This window comes from Brucella cytisi (genome assembly GCF_038433355.1).
Taxonomy (GTDB): domain Bacteria; phylum Pseudomonadota; class Alphaproteobacteria; order Rhizobiales; family Rhizobiaceae; genus Brucella; species Brucella cytisi.
Window position 1 is genome coordinate 422398 of sequence record NZ_JBCAUP010000002.1, and the last position, 15489, is coordinate 437886.

Consider the following 15489-nt stretch of genomic DNA (forward strand, 5'->3'; position numbering starts at 1 on the left):
CCGCAGTTCGCGTTCATAGCTATCAGCTAATCATGAAGGCAAGTATGCGGCTATCGGAAATCTGGAGAAATCACCCGGTTCGATATTCGCAATTGCAAACGGAACAAGGCAGATGACAGGCATTACCGTTTCAGATTCCGCAGCAAAGCGGATCGCCAAGATTCTCGGATCGGAACCGGGAAAGACTGCCCTTCGCGTTTCTGTCGAGGGCGGCGGGTGTTCCGGTTTCTCCTATAAATACGATCTGGTTAATGAGCAGACCGACGACGACATCGTCATCGAGAAGCTCGGCGCCAAGGTGCTGATCGATTCCATTTCAGTTCCCTATATGGATGGTTCGGAAATCGATTTCGTCGACGATCTGATGGGACAGTCGTTCCAGATCCGCAATCCGAACGCCACTTCGGCCTGCGGCTGCGGAACCAGCTTCGCCATCTGACGGGCGCGCGAATACGCGAATAGAAGATTTAAAACCGGCTGCCATGTGGCGGCCGGTTTTTTCATGGCTGCCGGAACACAACCGGCCTCAAACCTTTACCGAAGCGACCGTCGCTTCGATGTGATCCACCAGGGCATCCGGCAGGCCGAGACGACCAGCCAGCATATCCAGATATCCACGTTCAGCCCTGTTATCGGGGTCTATTGCAAGACGCGAAGCCGTATAAAGCTCGACCTTCTGCTCCTCAGTCTGCGCGGCTGAAACCAGAACATTGAGATCAACGGGATCGGCAAGCTCCTTCTCAAGGAAGGCTTCCGCCTCGTCATCAAGACCGGAAATCTTCACCTTCTCCATGATGCGAGCCCGCTCGGCATCATCAATATGACCGTCGGCTTTCGCGGCGGCAATCATCGCCTGCACGAGTGTCAGCGCAAAACTGTTGCTCATAGCGGGAGATTGCGGGTGAAACGGAGAATCGGCCGGGGGCGGAGGAAGAAGCTCGGGCTCCTTCGCGACCGGCTGTTCGGCCGTCTGCGGTGCCTGACCGGACTTGTAATTTTTGTAGGCAAGATATCCCAATCCGGCGATGGCAGCGATGCCGCCGACGGTCGCCACATTGCCCGCGAGCTTGCGCCCGGTCTTCGTGCCAAGAATGGCGGCGGCAATGGCTCCCGTTGCAAGCGGGTTCTTCTTTGCCAGGTCTGTCACCTGCCCGGCCTTGTCGCGGACACTTCCCGACGTACCGGGTACTTGTGATCCCAGAAACTGCTCGAGAAGTTTCTTGGCGTCGAACATTCGAATATCTCCTGTTTGGCTCCTGTCCAGAGCAAATAGGAATGCAAAACCGCCAATACAAATAGTCTTGAGCCGATTTTTCCCCGGATATCGAAATTGTGGCCGATGAAAAGCTGTGACGCGCGATTGCGCCCTGCTTGCCCTCACCTCCCCAAGCGCATAATCATAGCGATATGAAAATCGCGACCTGGAACATCAACGGCGTCAAAGCCCGTATCGAGAACCTCCAACACTGGCTGAAGGAGTCCTCGCCCGATATTGCCTGCCTGCAGGAAATCAAGTCGGTCGATGAGCAGTTTCCGCGCCTGGAGATTGAAGCGCTCGGCTATCATGTGGAAACACACGGCCAAAAGGGCTTCAACGGCGTCGCGCTTCTGTCCAAGAAATCACCGGATGAGGTCAATCGCGGTCTTCCCGGCGACGATGGCGATGAGCAGGCGCGCTTTATCGAAGGTGTCTACTCAACAGACAAGGGCGTTGTCCGCGTCGTTTCACTTTACTTGCCGAACGGCAATCCCGTGGACACGGAGAAATTTCCATACAAGCTTTCGTGGATGCAGCGGCTTGAGCTGTGGGCGAAAGATCGCCTTGCTCTTGAAGAACCTTTGGTGCTTGCCGGTGACTATAACGTCATTCCCGAGCCGGACGATGCCAAGAATCCCGAACAGTGGGTGGGCGACGCGCTCTTCAAGCCACAATCGCGTCAGGCATTCCGCAGGCTTGAAAATCTGGGCTTTACCGATGCAATCCGTGCATCAGCCGACGATCGCGGGATTTACTCGTTCTGGGATTATCAGGCTGGTGCCTGGCAAAAAAACAACGGCATCCGTATCGACCATCTGATGCTGTCGCCGGAGGCGGCCAATCGTTTCATATCGAGTGATGTGGAAAAGCACGTCCGTGCGTGGGAGAAGCCATCCGACCATGTGCCGGTGACAATAACGCTTTCGGTCTGAGAACTGACGCTAAATCAAGACCATAGCGTTTCCAGCTAAATCAGAAGTCGCCTTTGGTGACGTAGTCACTGGAGAGCGCAATCGCATTGCGACGGTCCGCTTCGCCGGCAATCGAGAATGCCTGCTCCTGCATATCGCGTATCCATGGGCAATCTTCGGTCGGGCAGCGTTCGAAAGCTGCGGTCATCATAGCGAGGCCACGAACGGTCTTGCCTGCTTGAAACAGCATGTTGCCGAGCATGGCTTGCGCACCGGCATTACCCTTCTTGGCGGCAAGCTGGAACCAACGTGCGGCCTGAATGGAATTGCGTTCTCCGCCGTCGCCGTCGAGCAGCATTTTACCAAGCTCGAACTGGGCAGCGGAATCACCAAAATTCGAGGCGGCCTGCACATAGAGATTGCGTGCCATACCCGGATTGGCATTGACCGGCGAGCCCGGAATGCCGCGCTTCACATAACCTGCAAGCGCCACGAGAGCGTCAGCCACATAAGAGTCGTTTTCCGAACCCGGTTCCGAACCTTCGCGAACGATCTTTTCGAAAATCTTATAGGCTTCATAGTCATTTTCCGGCACGCCGTCGCCATCGGCATACATGCGGGCCAGTTTCCACTTCGCACCCTGATGGCCGCGATCCGCAGCATAACGCAATGCCTTGATCGCTTCGTCCTTGTGACCATTCTTGTATGCGGAAAAGCCGAACTTGAAGAGTTCAAACGGGCTTCTCGACTTTTCGGAATCGTCATTAAGGTCGAAAGCAAAGGCGCTGTTACAGGCAATGGCCAAGCCGAGAGCCATAGCAAGGGCGCTATATGAAAAACTGCGGATACGCATCACAACGCTGGTCTTTCACATTCAGAGGAAACATTCATAGAGGACAGAATGCACGCTGTTTTCGTCAAGACTGAGACCCGATCTTGGCCGAAAAAAGCCTTACCATCATTGGAAAGAATAAGGGGTGCGCGAACAGGGGTGATCCTGTTCCCAATCCGTTTGCTGTGCAACAACGCGCCCTTCGTCATTCCTGCCTATCCTGCTGGAGCCTGACAGCTCTCAATACTTTGGTGGCTTCTGCCTTTCCATGATCGGTGACGCCAGTTTGTGGCGGGAAATGGGCAAAATGTGCCTCAGCTCTTTCTAACCTAAAGCAACGGTAAAGACTGTTGCTAATTGACAACAAACTGACTGTTGTTCCGATCAACAATCTGCTCTTGTTGACGTCAGCGACAGGAGCTCGCAGTCTGCGCAAAATGAAGGATGCCGGGGAGTCGCGAAGCTATCTATGAGCAAATACCGTCGCCCTTACAGACGTCCCTATCGTCCGGCTCGCAAAAGCAACAGCATAAGCTTTCGCAGTATCTTATTGACTATATTACTATTTTCTTTTTTAGCCGTGCTTATCGCCTATCTGCCAATCCAATCGGCGCCTAAAGAGGCATTGAACGGGCCGGTCTATGTGATTGATGGCGATACTGTCGTTCTCAGCAAGAAACATATACGTCTCAAGGGTATCGACGCACCGGAGATGCAACAGCAGTGTGTTCGGGCAGGAACCCCTTACGATTGCGGCAAGGAAGCCCGCAACATCTTGCGGGCCAGAATCGGGAAGTCCTCGATTCGGTGCGAGAAAGAGGGACGAGATCAGTATAATCGCGATCTGGCGCGCTGTTATCTTGGGGAAACCGACCTCAACCGCTGGATGGTTGAACAGGGCTGGGCCGTCTCCTACGGCGATTATCAGCGGGAGGAACGCGACGCCCGCCGCAACCGGCTTGGCATCTGGGCCGGTCAGTTTGAGCAACCGTCCCTATGGCGCAAGGACCATCGCGATCTTGAAATTGAACAGCCGTCCGGCCGCGAACCGTTGCTGGCTGTAATCGGCGATGGCTTTACCTATATTAGGGAACATATTCGAACCTTCATCGAAATGATCCTGCCCCGAAACTGATAGTATTCATGGAAAAACTGGACGAACTCAGTTACTCGATCCGGGCTTGCCGCATCTGTCGCGACACACCGCAGTTTCCGCCGCCCCTACCGCACGAGCCCAATCCCGTCTGCATCGTCTCGGATACAGCGAGAATTGCCATTTGCGGTCAGGCTCCCGGCATTCGCGTGCATAACACCTCCCTGCCGTTCAACGACCCGTCTGGCGATCGCCTGCGGCAATGGCTCGGCGTCTCACGTGAGGAGTTTTATGATCCGTCACGCTTTGCCATCGTCCCGATGGGCTTCTGCTTTCCCGGTTATGACAAGCATGGCGGTGATCTCCCGCCGCGCCGCGAATGCCGCCAGACCTGGCATGACCGTGTTTTCGCGGCAATGCCGCAGCTGGAATTCATTCTGGTCGTAGGACAATACGCTCTTGCCTATCATCTGCCCGACTATCGGGGCCGCAATCTGACTGAAACCGTCAGGAACTGGCGGTATTTCTTGGAAACACCCAATCCGGCGGGTCGAATCGCCCTGCCCTTGCCGCATCCATCCTGGCGCAACAGCGGCTGGCTCAAGCGAAATCCATGGTTCGATGCTGAAGTTGTGCCCGTTCTTCAGGCAAAAGTGCGAGACCTCATCCAAGACGATAAATAATTTTTACTCCATTCGTTTTCATCAGAATATTTTTCCTGTAACTTCGGATCATTGCGAACCATAAGGTATGACGTTTCACCTATTCGCACAGTTCGGGAAACGATTTCTAAAACCGGGAACGGAAACGCATGGACAGGCTCGACAGGAAGATACTGCGCTTATTGCAGGAAGACGCGACACTTGCGGTGGCAGACGTTGCCAAGAAAGTTGGCCTTTCCACGACGCCATGCTGGCGCCGCATCCAGAAACTTGAAGAAGATGGCGTCATCAAGCGCCGTGTCGCCATTCTCGATCCGATCCGCGTCAATGCGCGGGTGACGGTGTTCGTATCGGTGCGCACAAGCTCCCACAGCCATGAATGGCTGAAGCGCTTTTCCGAAGTGGTTCAGGAATTCCCTGAAGTCATCGAATTCTACCGCATGAGCGGTGATGTGGATTATTTGCTTCGTGTAGCCGTGCCGGACATCGGCGCTTATGACGCTTTCTACAAGCGCCTCATCAGCAAGATCGAAATTCGCGACGTGTCTTCGTCCTTCGCCATGGAGCAGATCAAGTACACCACCGAATTGCCGCTCGACTACATGGTGCTCGACAAAGACAACAACTGATGTTTTTAAGCTATTGATTTAAAAGAAAAGCCCGCCGAATGGCGGGCTTTTTTGACGATGCGGTGACCGTTATTTCGAACCGGATATTCCAGCCTGTTCGAACGTGGCCATGCCGCTGTGGCACAGCGCTGCCGCCTTGACAATACTGGCTGCGAGCGCCGCACCAGTTCCTTCACCAAGGCGCATTCCCATATCAAGAAGCGGCTGCTTGCCCATCTTCTCCAGAAGCTTGCGATGGCCCGGCTCGGCAGAAACATGGCCGAACAGGCAATGGTCGATGGCTTCCGGATTGGCGGCATAGAGAATAGCTGCGGCAGCGCTTGCCACAAAACCGTCGACGATGACCGGAATTTTCTCCATGCGTGCCGCCAGAATTGCACCGGCCATGGCTGCGATTTCACGACCGCCGAGACGGCTCAGCACTTCCAGCGGGTCCTGCAGGTGTGCCTGATGGAGGGCTACGGCCTGACGAACGGCGGCGAGTTTCCGCTGCAGCAGTTCACCCGTTGAGCCCGTGCCCGGCCCTACCCAGTCTTCCGCCGTACCACCGAAGAGCGCCAGCGCGATCGCTGCGGCAATCGTGGTATTACCGATACCCATTTCGCCGATGCATAGGAGATCGGTTCCACCGGCAATCGCTTCCATGCCGAAAGCCATGGTCGCGGCGCAGGTGCGCTCATCCATGGCCGGTTCTTCGGTAATGTCACCGGTTGGATGCTCCAGCGCCAGATCGAAAACCTTCAGCCCAAGATCGTTGGCAATGCAGATCTGGTTGATGGCTGCGCCACCGGCGGCGAAATTCTCGACCATCTGTGCCGTGACGCTTGGCGGAAATGGCGTGATGTTCTTGGCCGTAACCCCGTGATTGCCTGCAAACACCGCCACCAGCGGGCGATTGATCTGCGGTGTGCGCTTGCCGGTCCATGCGGCAAGCCATGCCACGATGTCTTCCATGCGTCCGAGCGAACCTGCGGGCTTGGTCAGTGTAGCCTCACGCTCGCGAACAGCCCTTTCCGCTCCGAGATCAGGCCCCGGCAGATTTCGGATCAATTCTCGGAAATCGTCAAAAGGTAGACCGCTGGCGCTCATAAGTTCAGTCCAATCAATGATGGGAGGTGTAAATTCGTTGGGCCCGTCCTATAAGCACTGACGCGAATTTTCAAATCACCTCTTTGAGTTGAAGCAACATTGAGGCGAATTATCGCGGAAATCCGTTTCGGGAAACAAAGTGGAACAGTCACTTGCAGCGAAATAGTCTCATTGGCGACACGATCCGGAGTCTGGGCTTTCTAAGCCGCCTGCCGCTTCCACAGAGATGGTTCGAGAACGGCGATGATTCGTTGCCGCGCAATGCCCGTGCCTTTCCTCTCGCGGGAGCAGTTCTGGGCCTGCTGGCAGGCGCTGTGCTTTTCATCGCCTATAAAGTGAACCTGCCACCCCTTGCCTGCGCGCTGCTCGCGATTGGTGCCCTAGCGGCTATGACCGGCGCGCTCCATGAAGACGGTCTGGGCGATACTGCTGACGGTTTCTTCGGTGCTTCTTCGCCTGATCGTCGGCTGGATATCATGAAAGATTCCCGCATCGGGACTTTCGCCGCGCTGACGCTGATTGTCTTCGTCGGTTTGAAAGCGGCTCTACTGATGGCGATCATCAACCGCGCAGGCGCGGGATACGCAGCGCTTGCGCTGGTCGGCTGCGAGGCGGCAAGCCGATCAGGCATGCTGGCATTCTGGCACGCCCTTCCTTCCGCGCGTCCCGGTGGACTGTCCGACAGTGTTGGCCAGCCACAATGGGAGACCGTTGTTTGCGGTTTCGGGATTGGGCTGGTCTTTCTTGTCTTCACGTTCATTCCAGTGGGTGGATTTCTCTCGCTCATCAATGCGCTTGTGCTGGCGACAGGTCTGCTTTTCGGCTTTGCCAGACTTTGCATCGCAAAAATCGGCGGACAGACGGGCGACACGCTAGGCGCGGCGCAGCAGATCGGTTCGGTTGCCGTCCTCGCCGGGCTTGTCATGGCCCTTTGATGCAACCACATTGCATTCATGGACACGACAACCATCGAATCCCCGTGCATATTGGTTTGCACGATAGATACGGAAACCGGCTTCTGTCTCGGCTGTGCCCGGACGCTGGATGAACTCGCACGCTGGTCCAGTATGAGTGCAGAAGAGCGAATGGCCGTCTGGGCGCTTCTCGCCGACAGGCATGAGATTATTGTAGAAAAGAGAATTGGCTGATGGGGCGCTTTTTCTGGCTCATTATTGCGGCAGTCGCGATTGTTGTCCTGCTGCTGATGTCCAACAATGACGGCGGCTCAACGCTTGGCATGGACAATGACGTGTTTGCCCGCGCAGCCTATCTGGGCATTTGGGGCGTCGTGCTTGCCGCTGGCTTGCTCGGCTCCGGCATCAAGCTGACCGACTTTGCGCGCAATATGGCCATGTGGGCCGTAATTATCCTCGGTCTCGTCGCTGGCTACCAGTATCGTTATGAGCTGCAGGACGTCGCGAGTCGGGTCACGGCCGGGCTAATCCCCGGCAGTCCTATTTCGGGCCGCAATGCCGATGGTGCCCTGACTGTCACGCTTGCAAAGGCTGCAAACGGTCATTTCGAGGTCAACGGGCGCGTAAACGGCGAACGCGTTCACTTTCTGGTCGATACCGGCGCATCTTCGGTCGTCCTGTCCCAGCAAGATGCAGAGCGCGCAGGCATAGACACCGCCTCGCTCAACTATTCCGTTCCGATCATGACGGCCAATGGCACGGCAAGTGCAGCAGTCATCAATATTGCTACATTGCAAATTGGCGATATCGAACGCCAGAATGTGCGCGCAATGGTGACGAAGGAAGGCCTGATGACCGGCAGCCTACTTGGCATGAACTTCCTGCAAACCCTCGGCGGGTTCACTGTCCGCGGCGACCAGCTTATTCTGATTAATTAGAGTGCATCCCGAAAAGTGTGAAACGGTTTTCGGATAAGATGCGCGTTAAAACAAATACTGAGAGCGCCGATCTGATCCAATCAGATCGAAACGTATTCTAAGCAGCTTCTGCTGCCGCTTCAGTCACGACGGCATAGGCCTGACGCAGCACGTCGCTGTTTGCGCCCGGCCTGGTGGCGTCTGTCGAAAGGATTTGCCGCCAGCGCCGCGCGCCCGGCTGTCCGGTAAAAAGCCCGACCATATGGCGGCTCACATGCGAAAGCCTGCCGCCTGTCGCGATATGGCGATCAGTGTAAGCGCACATTTCATCGATGATATCAGCGATCGAGGTATCTGCCTGATCGCCGCCATAAAGGCGCGCATCCACCTCCGCCAAAATCTCGGGGTTATGGTAAGCGGCACGACCGAGCATCACCGCATCGACCGTCTGCAAGTGCTGCTCTGCTTCGTGCAGTGTATTGATCCCCCCGTTGATGCCTACGAAAACATCACCAAGCCGCGCCTTGAGGCGATAGACGCGATCATAATCGAGTGGTGGAATCTCGCGGTTCTCCTTGGGCGACAATCCTTTCAGCCAGGCCTTGCGGGCATGGACCCAAAGCGCATCAGCGCCCGCGTCAAGCGTCAGATCGGTCAAAGTGTCGAGCGCAACTTCCACATCCTGATCGTCAACGCCAATACGGCATTTGACCGTAACGGGAACGGAAACGGCCTCTTTCATGGCTGAAACGCAACGCGCCACCACATCCGGGGTCTGCATGAGACAGGCTCCGAATGTACCGGACTGCACACGATCCGACGGGCAACCGACATTGAGATTGATTTCATCATAGCCGTAATCGGCACCGATCTTCGCAGCCTCTTTCAGCTTCACCGGATCGGAACCGCCGAGCTGCAGTGCCACAGGATGTTCGGCAGCATCGAAACCCAACAATCGGTCACGCGGGCCGTGAATGATGGCATCCGCCACGACCATTTCAGTGTAGAGCAATGCGTGCCTGGAAAAGAGCCTGTGAAAGTAGCGGCAATGTCTGTCCGACCAGGCGATCATGGGCGCAACAGCAAAGCGCACATCCGGATAGTTGCGTTTTTTTGATTTTATTTCAGTCATTTATACAACAATCCTGAGAATGCGATTCAGTCGCAGTCGACGCTTTCGGCATTTATTTGAATTCGGAAGGATGCCAAAAGCCACAATTGATCGAAATGATCAAGTTTCACCAATATTGCAGTCGCTCCTCAATATAGTGAGCCGAAGCGAATTTTCATACCCGATGTGGGGACTCTGGCTGCTCCAAAGACTGTCTTCTCACCCAATAAACATTATGATCAATCACAGAAGCATTCTCCCGATTCTCATCTGCGTAGCTAAAGGACATTCAGCGTGACCTCCTTTTCCCCTTTCGGCAAATCATTCGATGCGTTTCTTTTCGACATGGACGGCACGATATTGAGTTCCATTGAAGCGACCGAACGTGTGTGGAGCGAATGGGCGATACGTCATGGCATCGATCCGGTCACATTCCTGCCGACGATCCACGGTGTCCGGGCAGTCGAAACCGTCCGTCGCCTCGCTCTGCCGGGCGTGGACCCGATCCGCGAGGCGGAGATATTGTTTCAGGCCGAAATGGCGGATCTAGACGGTATCGCACCTATCGACGGCGCGTATGACTTTCTCAGTTCATTGCCGCAAGACCGTTGGGCAATCGTGACCTCGGCGCCACTTGAACTTGCTACCCGCCGCGTCGCCGCAGCAGGACTGCCGATGCCAAAGACCATCGTTTCCGCCGAAGATGTAGAGCGTGGCAAGCCGAGCCCCGAATGTTTCCAGCTTGGCGCGAAACGACTTGGTTTCGATCCGCACAATTGCCTTGTATTCGAGGATGCGCCAGCCGGTATCGTTGCCGGAGAAACTGCCGGTGCAAGCGTTGTCGTGGTCACCGCAACGCATCCGCACTCCCCAAAGACATCCCATCTGAGCATTGAAAGCTATCGCTCTCTGCAGCTCGATATTCTGGATGATGGCAGACTGGCGCTGGAACCGACCACGCCAATCCCGGTAGGTTAGATAACCCGCCGTCCCTCTCGCCAGACGGTGCGGATGATCGGAACGTGATCGGCAATCTGTACACGAACCAGATCTGCCCGCTTGCCGGCAACGATCTCGCCGCGATCATCCAGCCCTACCGCTTTGGCGGGGTTGGCGGAAACCAGACGAATGGCTTGAGGAAGCGAGATATTTTCGACGACATCAGCGAGAAAAAACGCCGACTGCATCATGCTGGCCGGAATATAATCCGACGATATGATATCGAGATGCCCGGCTTCGACCAGCTCGCGCGCAGACACATTTCCCGAATGCGAACCGCCGCGTACGACATTCGGCGCCCCCATAAGCACCGACATTCCGGAATCTTTTGACGCTTTCGCAGCTGTATGTGTCGTGGGAAATTCCGCGACGCGTATTCCCTGTGCCTGTGCTTCCGCGACATGCTCTGTCGTCGCGTCATCGTGGCTCGCCAGAATAACCCCGCGCTGGTGGCACAATTCGGCAATCGCCTTGCGTGTCGGCGCGGAATATTGCTGGGACTGCCCGATGCGCCGTTCGCAATAAAGCCGGAACTCTTCTTCCGAGAATTTCAGCTTGCGAATAAAATATGTCTTGTAGGTTTCGATATCCGTAAACTGACGCTGCCCCGGCGCGTGATCCATCAGCGATACCAGCCTGACCAGCGCCTGATTGCCAAACTGTTCGAAGGCAGGAAGGCAGTCGGGTGCGGAAACCTCGCAACGCAAATGCAGGAAATGGTCGGCGCGCAGACGGCCCGCGTCGCGGCCTTCGGCAATCGCCGACGATAGCTTGCGCATATCGTCGATACCCGTATCGGCGTCGTCATCAAAGCCAATGCGCAATGCGTCGAAGACGGTGGTAATCCCTGAGGCGGCAATCTGGGCATCATGCGCCTGCACGGCGGCAATAGGGTTCCAGCGCACCTTTGGGCGCGGAGCATAGTGTCCTTCGAGATGATCTGTGTGAAGCTCCACCAATCCCGGCGTCAGGAAGTCGCCTTCCATATCCTCGCCAATACTGGAGTTGCCAGTAGAGATATCGGCGATCTTGCCGTCGACGAGCTTCAGCGAACCGAGAACGACATCGTCGGAGAGCACGATACGGGCGTTGCGCAGAACCGTTTCATTTCCCATTGCTTACGGCCTCCCAACCGCTCGTGAGGCCCGAGCAGACGCAACCTTGCCACCGGTCAGAGGATGCAGCGAATGAACCTCGAAGGGAGCCCCTTTCTCAGGTTCCACGAACAGCGCGAGATTCGCAACCTCTACGGCGTCGTCCAGCAGCGGCGTAAAGAATTCGTCCAACGTCCGCTCCACGCGAGCGCGATCTTTCTCCTCAACCGGGCCGGTCAGGGTCATGTGAAAGCGGAACTCCTCGAAAACATAAGGATAGCCCCAGCGTTCGATGTTGTGCCGCTGTGTTTCGCTGAGACGCTCCGGTCGCCGCTTTGCAATTTCCGCCTCAGTGAGCGGAGCGCGAAACCGGTCGAAGGCAACGACAACATCATTGGCGAGCTGGTTCAGCTCAGCAACCGGCTCTTCCGGCACGAGAGCGAAGAACGGGCCAATTGCATGCAGCTTCAAACGGGGAATGACGACCGGTGACGCCGACGATGCGAAATGCATCAACGCGGAAAGCAGGTCATTTTCAGTATGTTCTTCATCCAGACGGAACGGCGCTTTCATAGTCGCATGAAAACCATAACGGCGCGGCTCTTCGGTCAGCTGGGCGACTTCAGCGGTCGCGAGTGAGCGAATCGCGGGCATTTTGACCGGCTCCCCGCTGAACGCATTGCGCCCGAGCCAGTTTGCGGCAACCTTCAAAAGCGCATCATTGGATGGCGGCGTGAAATAAATCGCATAACGCATGTCAAATCCTTGGCTGAGGTTCGCTACACGACGTCAGCGGAACTCCAAAATATCAGGTAATGCATCGTGCTTTTGAAAAGCTATCCCGATTTTGAGGGCGATGCAGTCGGGGGATGCTTACACAATGAATGTGGCAAGTCGATAAAGGCTGGATGACTACCGACAAACCAATTTTACATAGCGGCAAATTAGTATAGGCGTTAGCCCCATTGGAAGTGAGGAGACTGAAATGGGCGGATTTGCGTCTATCGGCGAATGCATGATCGAGCTTTCAGGCAATGAAGGCGATCAATGGCGCATGGGTTTTGCGGGTGATACGCTGAACACCGCCTGGTACATGCGGGCACTGATGGAGAAATCCTACCCTGTCGAATATGTGACCGCTTTCGGCGAAGACAGCTTCTCCCAGAAGCAGCGCGTATTCCTGACATCCAATGGAATTGGAATCGCCCATAGCCCCATTATTGACGGGCTTCATCCCGGTCTTTACGCAATCACGCTCAACGGTGCCGAGCGTTCCTTCACCTATTGGCGGAGCGACGCCGCTGCAAGGCGTCTCGCCAGCGACCGCGAAGCTCTGGAAAGAAGCCTGACCGGCCGTGACATCATCTATTTTTCGGGCATTTCAATCGCCATCATCCTGCCCGAGCATCGCGACACATTTTTCGATGTCTTGCGGGAGTGCCGCGCCGCCGGCTCAAGAATCGCGTTCGATCCGAATTTCCGCCACCAGCTCTGGCCCGACCGGAAAGTCGCGCAGGAGATCATCAGCGAAGCGATGCGCATTGCGGATATTGCCCTACCCACATTCCCCGATGAACAAGCGCTCTTTGGCGACAAGGATGCCACCGCCTGTGCAGATCGCCTTGCCGCACTCGGCGTGAAAGAGATCGTCGTCAAGGACGGCACCGAACCGGCTCTGGTCGTCTCCGGCGATGAAAGAGTGTCAGTACCAGCCGTTATGGCGCAAGCCGTGGACACCACCGGGGCTGGCGACAGCTTCAACGGTGCTTATCTTGCTGCGCGATTGAACGGGCTCGCGCCGGTGGATGCAGCCCGCAAGGCGCATCTGGTTGCAGCGCGTGTCGTTGAGATACGCGGCGCGCTCGCTCCGATGGAAACCGCACGCGCCGCTTTTTCTGATTGATTATTTTTCGCGTGAAAAGCTGAAATGGCTGGTCTGGGCGTAAATCTCGCCCGGACGCAATATTGCCTGCGGGAAATACGGATATTCCAGCGATCCCGGCCATATCTGCGGCTCAAGACAGAAACCCGCGTGTTTTCCGTAAGGCTTGCCCATCAGGCCGATGCAATCATTGGCCATGGTGTTACCCGAATAGAACTGAACGCCCGGTTCTGTCGTTGATATATCGAGACGAATACCGGAACGAGCGCCCTTGACCGACGCGCATGGGCGCAATGGTCCCCGCGCTGCGGTCAGGCAGAAATTGCTGTCGTACTGGACCTGACTGCCATTCTCCTCAAAGCGAATCGGACGGAACTCCCGGAAATCGAAAGGCGTTCCTTTGACCGGCAGAACGCGTCCGTCCGGAATGAGAGCATCATCGACCGGCATAAAGGCGTCGGCTTCGATCTTGAGCTGATGATCGAGAATATCGCCCTCGCCGCCATCATCGAGATTGAAGTAGCTGTGATGCAGCAGGTTGCAGACGGTCGGCTTGTCGGTCACTGCTTCCAGCCGCACGATGAGCGTCCCATCCCCGGTGAGCATATAGGTACAGCTGACATTCAGGTTGCCGGGAAACCCCATCTCGCCTTCGGTTGCCACTGCCGCAAGCGTCACGAAATCCGGACCGTTTCCGGTTATCTTCCAGACGCGATTGCCGAGCCCCTTGCTGCCGCCGTGCAGATTGTGGCGACCTTGAAAATTCGGCTCTACCTCGTAAGTCGTTCCGTCCAGATCAAACCGGGCATTGCGAATACGATTGGCCGAACGACCCGCAATCGCACCCAGATGCGGTGAATGGGCCGGATAATCGGCAAAGTCGCGATAGCCGATCACCAGCGGAGCCGCATGGCCCTCCATGCGCAGATCCTGAATGGCTGCGCCCCAATTGATGATCCTGGCCGTCAGCGGGCCATTGGAGATCGTGAGCCGGTGAACCACCTGCCCGTCCGGTGCATATCCAAAGATTTCCGAATTCACTTTTGCCCGCCTGTCAATGATGCAGCGATGAGATGCTCATGAAGCCGCATCATCGTGCAGTACGCAAGACACATCGTGATCAAATAATGATTTTGAACCAATCTTGATTGAATGCATGAACAAGTAGTTTTCACAATATTTTTTTCTGAAGAACCAATGGTATCCTGAGCTATAAATTACTGTTTTTTATCGATAAATACTAAACTAGAGCCTTTTTCAATGAAATAGAATTTCCAGAAAGTCATGCCTTATATTTTTAGTGAAGAAGGCGGATATGCTGACAATCCCGCTGATCCCGGCGGCGCAACCAATATGGGTATCACCATCGCAACCCTGTCCGCGTGAGACGGACATCAGGTATCGCCCGAAGACGTAAAGGAAATGACGCCAGCAACTGCCACGCAAATCTATCAGGCGCAATTCTGGAACAAGATAGACGGAGACAACCTGCCTTCGGGTCTCGACTACGCTCTGTTCGACTTTTCGGTCAATTCAGGTCCCGCACGCGCGGCAAGGATGCCGCAAGGTATTCTGGGCTTATCCGAAATGGAATAATTGGAGCGCAGACGGTTGCGGCCGCCAATATGCGATCTACCGACGAGGTCATCAATGCTTTGTGCGATGCACGCGCATCCTGGCTGGAAAGGTTGTCTACAGCCTCGACCTTCGGGAAAGGCTGGCTCGCCCATGTCGAACGGGTGCGTTCTCGCGCTCTGGCGCTCGCTGCCAAGCCGCAGGACCGACGAATGATATCTCACCCAAGGCCCGTCAGGGCGATATGGCCGTCACATCTGTTTTGAAGCACCCGGAAGCTTTGGGGACAATGGGGAGCGTGGCATCAGGCCTCGTGGCAATTGCATCAGGGAATGGCCCTGTGCAATACGCACTGGCAATTGTGATGATCGCCTGTGCTGCGGTTGGTCTTTGGTATTTTGTGAGACGCGTCAGAAACGAACCCTAGCCCAGTTGTAATAACTCAGTTTTGAGAATATTTCCAAAATTAGAGTTTGTCTTTATGTTGCGCTTCGCATGTTGCGCGCCTTATATGCGGTTTTGA

17 protein-coding genes and 1 pseudogene are annotated in these 15489 nt (G+C 55.6%); 11 read left to right on the forward strand and 7 right to left on the reverse strand.

What is annotated here, in order from left to right:
* The first annotated feature begins 112 nt into the window (after positions 1–112).
* Positions 113–439: an iron-sulfur cluster insertion protein ErpA gene (gene erpA, locus AAE521_RS04305; protein WP_071633081.1), complete on the forward strand. Its 327-nt coding sequence runs from the start codon at positions 113–115 to the stop codon at positions 437–439.
* A gap of 87 nt (positions 440–526) precedes the next feature.
* On the opposite strand, the gene AAE521_RS04310 is transcribed toward erpA, so the two are convergent.
* Positions 527–1234 (reverse strand): tellurite resistance TerB family protein, encoded by a 708-nt coding sequence (locus tag AAE521_RS04310; protein WP_010661235.1) that lies wholly within the window; start codon positions 1232–1234, stop codon positions 527–529.
* Positions 1235–1407: 173 nt separating this feature from the next.
* Between AAE521_RS04310 and xth the strand changes: the two genes are divergently transcribed.
* Positions 1408–2190, forward strand: a complete 783-nt coding sequence (gene xth / locus AAE521_RS04315) for an exodeoxyribonuclease III (protein ID WP_071633083.1) — start codon at positions 1408–1410, stop codon at positions 2188–2190.
* 40 nt (positions 2191–2230) lie between these two features.
* Here the strand turns inward: xth and AAE521_RS04320 are convergent, their stop codons facing one another.
* Complete coding sequence (locus AAE521_RS04320) at positions 2231–3022, reverse strand: tetratricopeptide repeat protein (RefSeq protein WP_010661233.1); 792 nt, start codon at positions 3020–3022, stop codon at positions 2231–2233.
* A gap of 448 nt (positions 3023–3470) precedes the next feature.
* On the opposite strand from AAE521_RS04320, the gene AAE521_RS04325 reads away from it, so the two are divergent.
* From AAE521_RS04325 to AAE521_RS04335, 3 genes are all read left to right on the forward strand, one after another.
* Positions 3471–4136, forward strand: coding sequence for a thermonuclease family protein (locus tag AAE521_RS04325; RefSeq protein WP_036586828.1), 666 nt, complete (start codon positions 3471–3473; stop codon positions 4134–4136).
* On the forward strand, positions 4136–4777 hold the full coding sequence (locus tag AAE521_RS04330; RefSeq protein WP_342060593.1) for a uracil-DNA glycosylase family protein: 642 nt from the start codon (positions 4136–4138) through the stop codon (positions 4775–4777). Before AAE521_RS04325 ends, AAE521_RS04330 begins: the two co-directional genes overlap by 1 nt.
* 128 nt (positions 4778–4905) lie before the next feature.
* Complete coding sequence (locus AAE521_RS04335) at positions 4906–5385, forward strand: Lrp/AsnC family transcriptional regulator (protein ID WP_010661230.1); 480 nt, start codon at positions 4906–4908, stop codon at positions 5383–5385.
* A gap of 69 nt (positions 5386–5454) precedes the next feature.
* Here AAE521_RS04335 and cobT read toward each other — a convergent pair whose 3' ends face one another.
* Positions 5455–6474, reverse strand: a complete 1020-nt coding sequence (gene cobT, locus AAE521_RS04340; protein ID WP_029924973.1) for a nicotinate-nucleotide--dimethylbenzimidazole phosphoribosyltransferase — start codon at positions 6472–6474, stop codon at positions 5455–5457.
* 152 nt (positions 6475–6626) lie between these two features.
* Here cobT and AAE521_RS04345 point away from each other — a divergent pair, with 152 nt between their 5' ends.
* From AAE521_RS04345 to AAE521_RS04355, 3 genes are read left to right on the forward strand one after another with little or no spacing between them, the layout of a single operon-like run.
* Positions 6627–7409, forward strand: coding sequence for an adenosylcobinamide-GDP ribazoletransferase (locus tag AAE521_RS04345; protein WP_342060565.1), 783 nt, complete (start codon positions 6627–6629; stop codon positions 7407–7409).
* A gap of 18 nt (positions 7410–7427) precedes the next feature.
* Positions 7428–7622, forward strand: a complete 195-nt coding sequence (locus AAE521_RS04350) for a DUF1289 domain-containing protein (protein WP_342060566.1) — start codon at positions 7428–7430, stop codon at positions 7620–7622.
* Entirely contained in the window at positions 7622–8326 is a 705-nt protein-coding gene (locus tag AAE521_RS04355; protein ID WP_342060567.1) for a TIGR02281 family clan AA aspartic protease, read from the forward strand. The genes AAE521_RS04350 and AAE521_RS04355 overlap by 1 nt, the downstream gene beginning before the upstream one ends.
* Before the next feature lie 97 nt (positions 8327–8423).
* Here the strand turns inward: AAE521_RS04355 and dusA are convergent, their stop codons facing one another.
* Positions 8424–9437 carry a tRNA dihydrouridine(20/20a) synthase DusA gene (gene dusA, locus AAE521_RS04360; protein ID WP_342060568.1) on the reverse strand — a complete coding sequence of 338 codons (1014 nt, stop codon included), beginning with the start codon at positions 9435–9437 and terminating at the stop codon, positions 8424–8426.
* A gap of 273 nt (positions 9438–9710) precedes the next feature.
* On the opposite strand from dusA, the gene AAE521_RS04365 reads away from it, so the two are divergent.
* Positions 9711–10394: an HAD family hydrolase gene (locus AAE521_RS04365; RefSeq protein ID WP_043062161.1), complete on the forward strand. Its 684-nt coding sequence runs from the start codon at positions 9711–9713 to the stop codon at positions 10392–10394.
* Here AAE521_RS04365 and AAE521_RS04370 read toward each other — a convergent pair.
* The gene (locus AAE521_RS04370) at positions 10391–11530 is read right to left on the reverse strand and encodes an alpha-D-ribose 1-methylphosphonate 5-triphosphate diphosphatase (RefSeq protein ID WP_342060569.1); all 1140 of its coding nucleotides are present in this window, start codon (positions 11528–11530) and stop codon (positions 10391–10393) included. The genes AAE521_RS04365 and AAE521_RS04370 overlap by 4 nt on opposite strands.
* Positions 11531–11533: 3 nt before the next feature.
* On the reverse strand, positions 11534–12265 hold the full coding sequence (locus AAE521_RS04375; protein WP_342060570.1) for a DUF1045 domain-containing protein: 732 nt from the start codon (positions 12263–12265) through the stop codon (positions 11534–11536).
* A 229-nt stretch (positions 12266–12494) separates the two neighbouring features.
* Between AAE521_RS04375 and AAE521_RS04380 the strand changes: the two genes are divergently transcribed.
* On the forward strand, positions 12495–13412 hold the full coding sequence (locus AAE521_RS04380) for a sugar kinase (protein ID WP_342060571.1): 918 nt from the start codon (positions 12495–12497) through the stop codon (positions 13410–13412).
* Here AAE521_RS04380 and AAE521_RS04385 read toward each other — a convergent pair whose 3' ends face one another.
* Positions 13413–14432: an aldose epimerase family protein gene (locus tag AAE521_RS04385; RefSeq protein WP_342060572.1), complete on the reverse strand. Its 1020-nt coding sequence runs from the start codon at positions 14430–14432 to the stop codon at positions 13413–13415.
* A gap of 243 nt (positions 14433–14675) precedes the next feature.
* On the opposite strand from AAE521_RS04385, the pseudogene AAE521_RS04390 reads away from it, so the two are divergent.
* Positions 14676–15393 (forward strand): annotated as a pseudogene (locus AAE521_RS04390) (glycoside hydrolase family 108 protein).
* Positions 15394–15489: the final 96 nt, after the last annotated feature.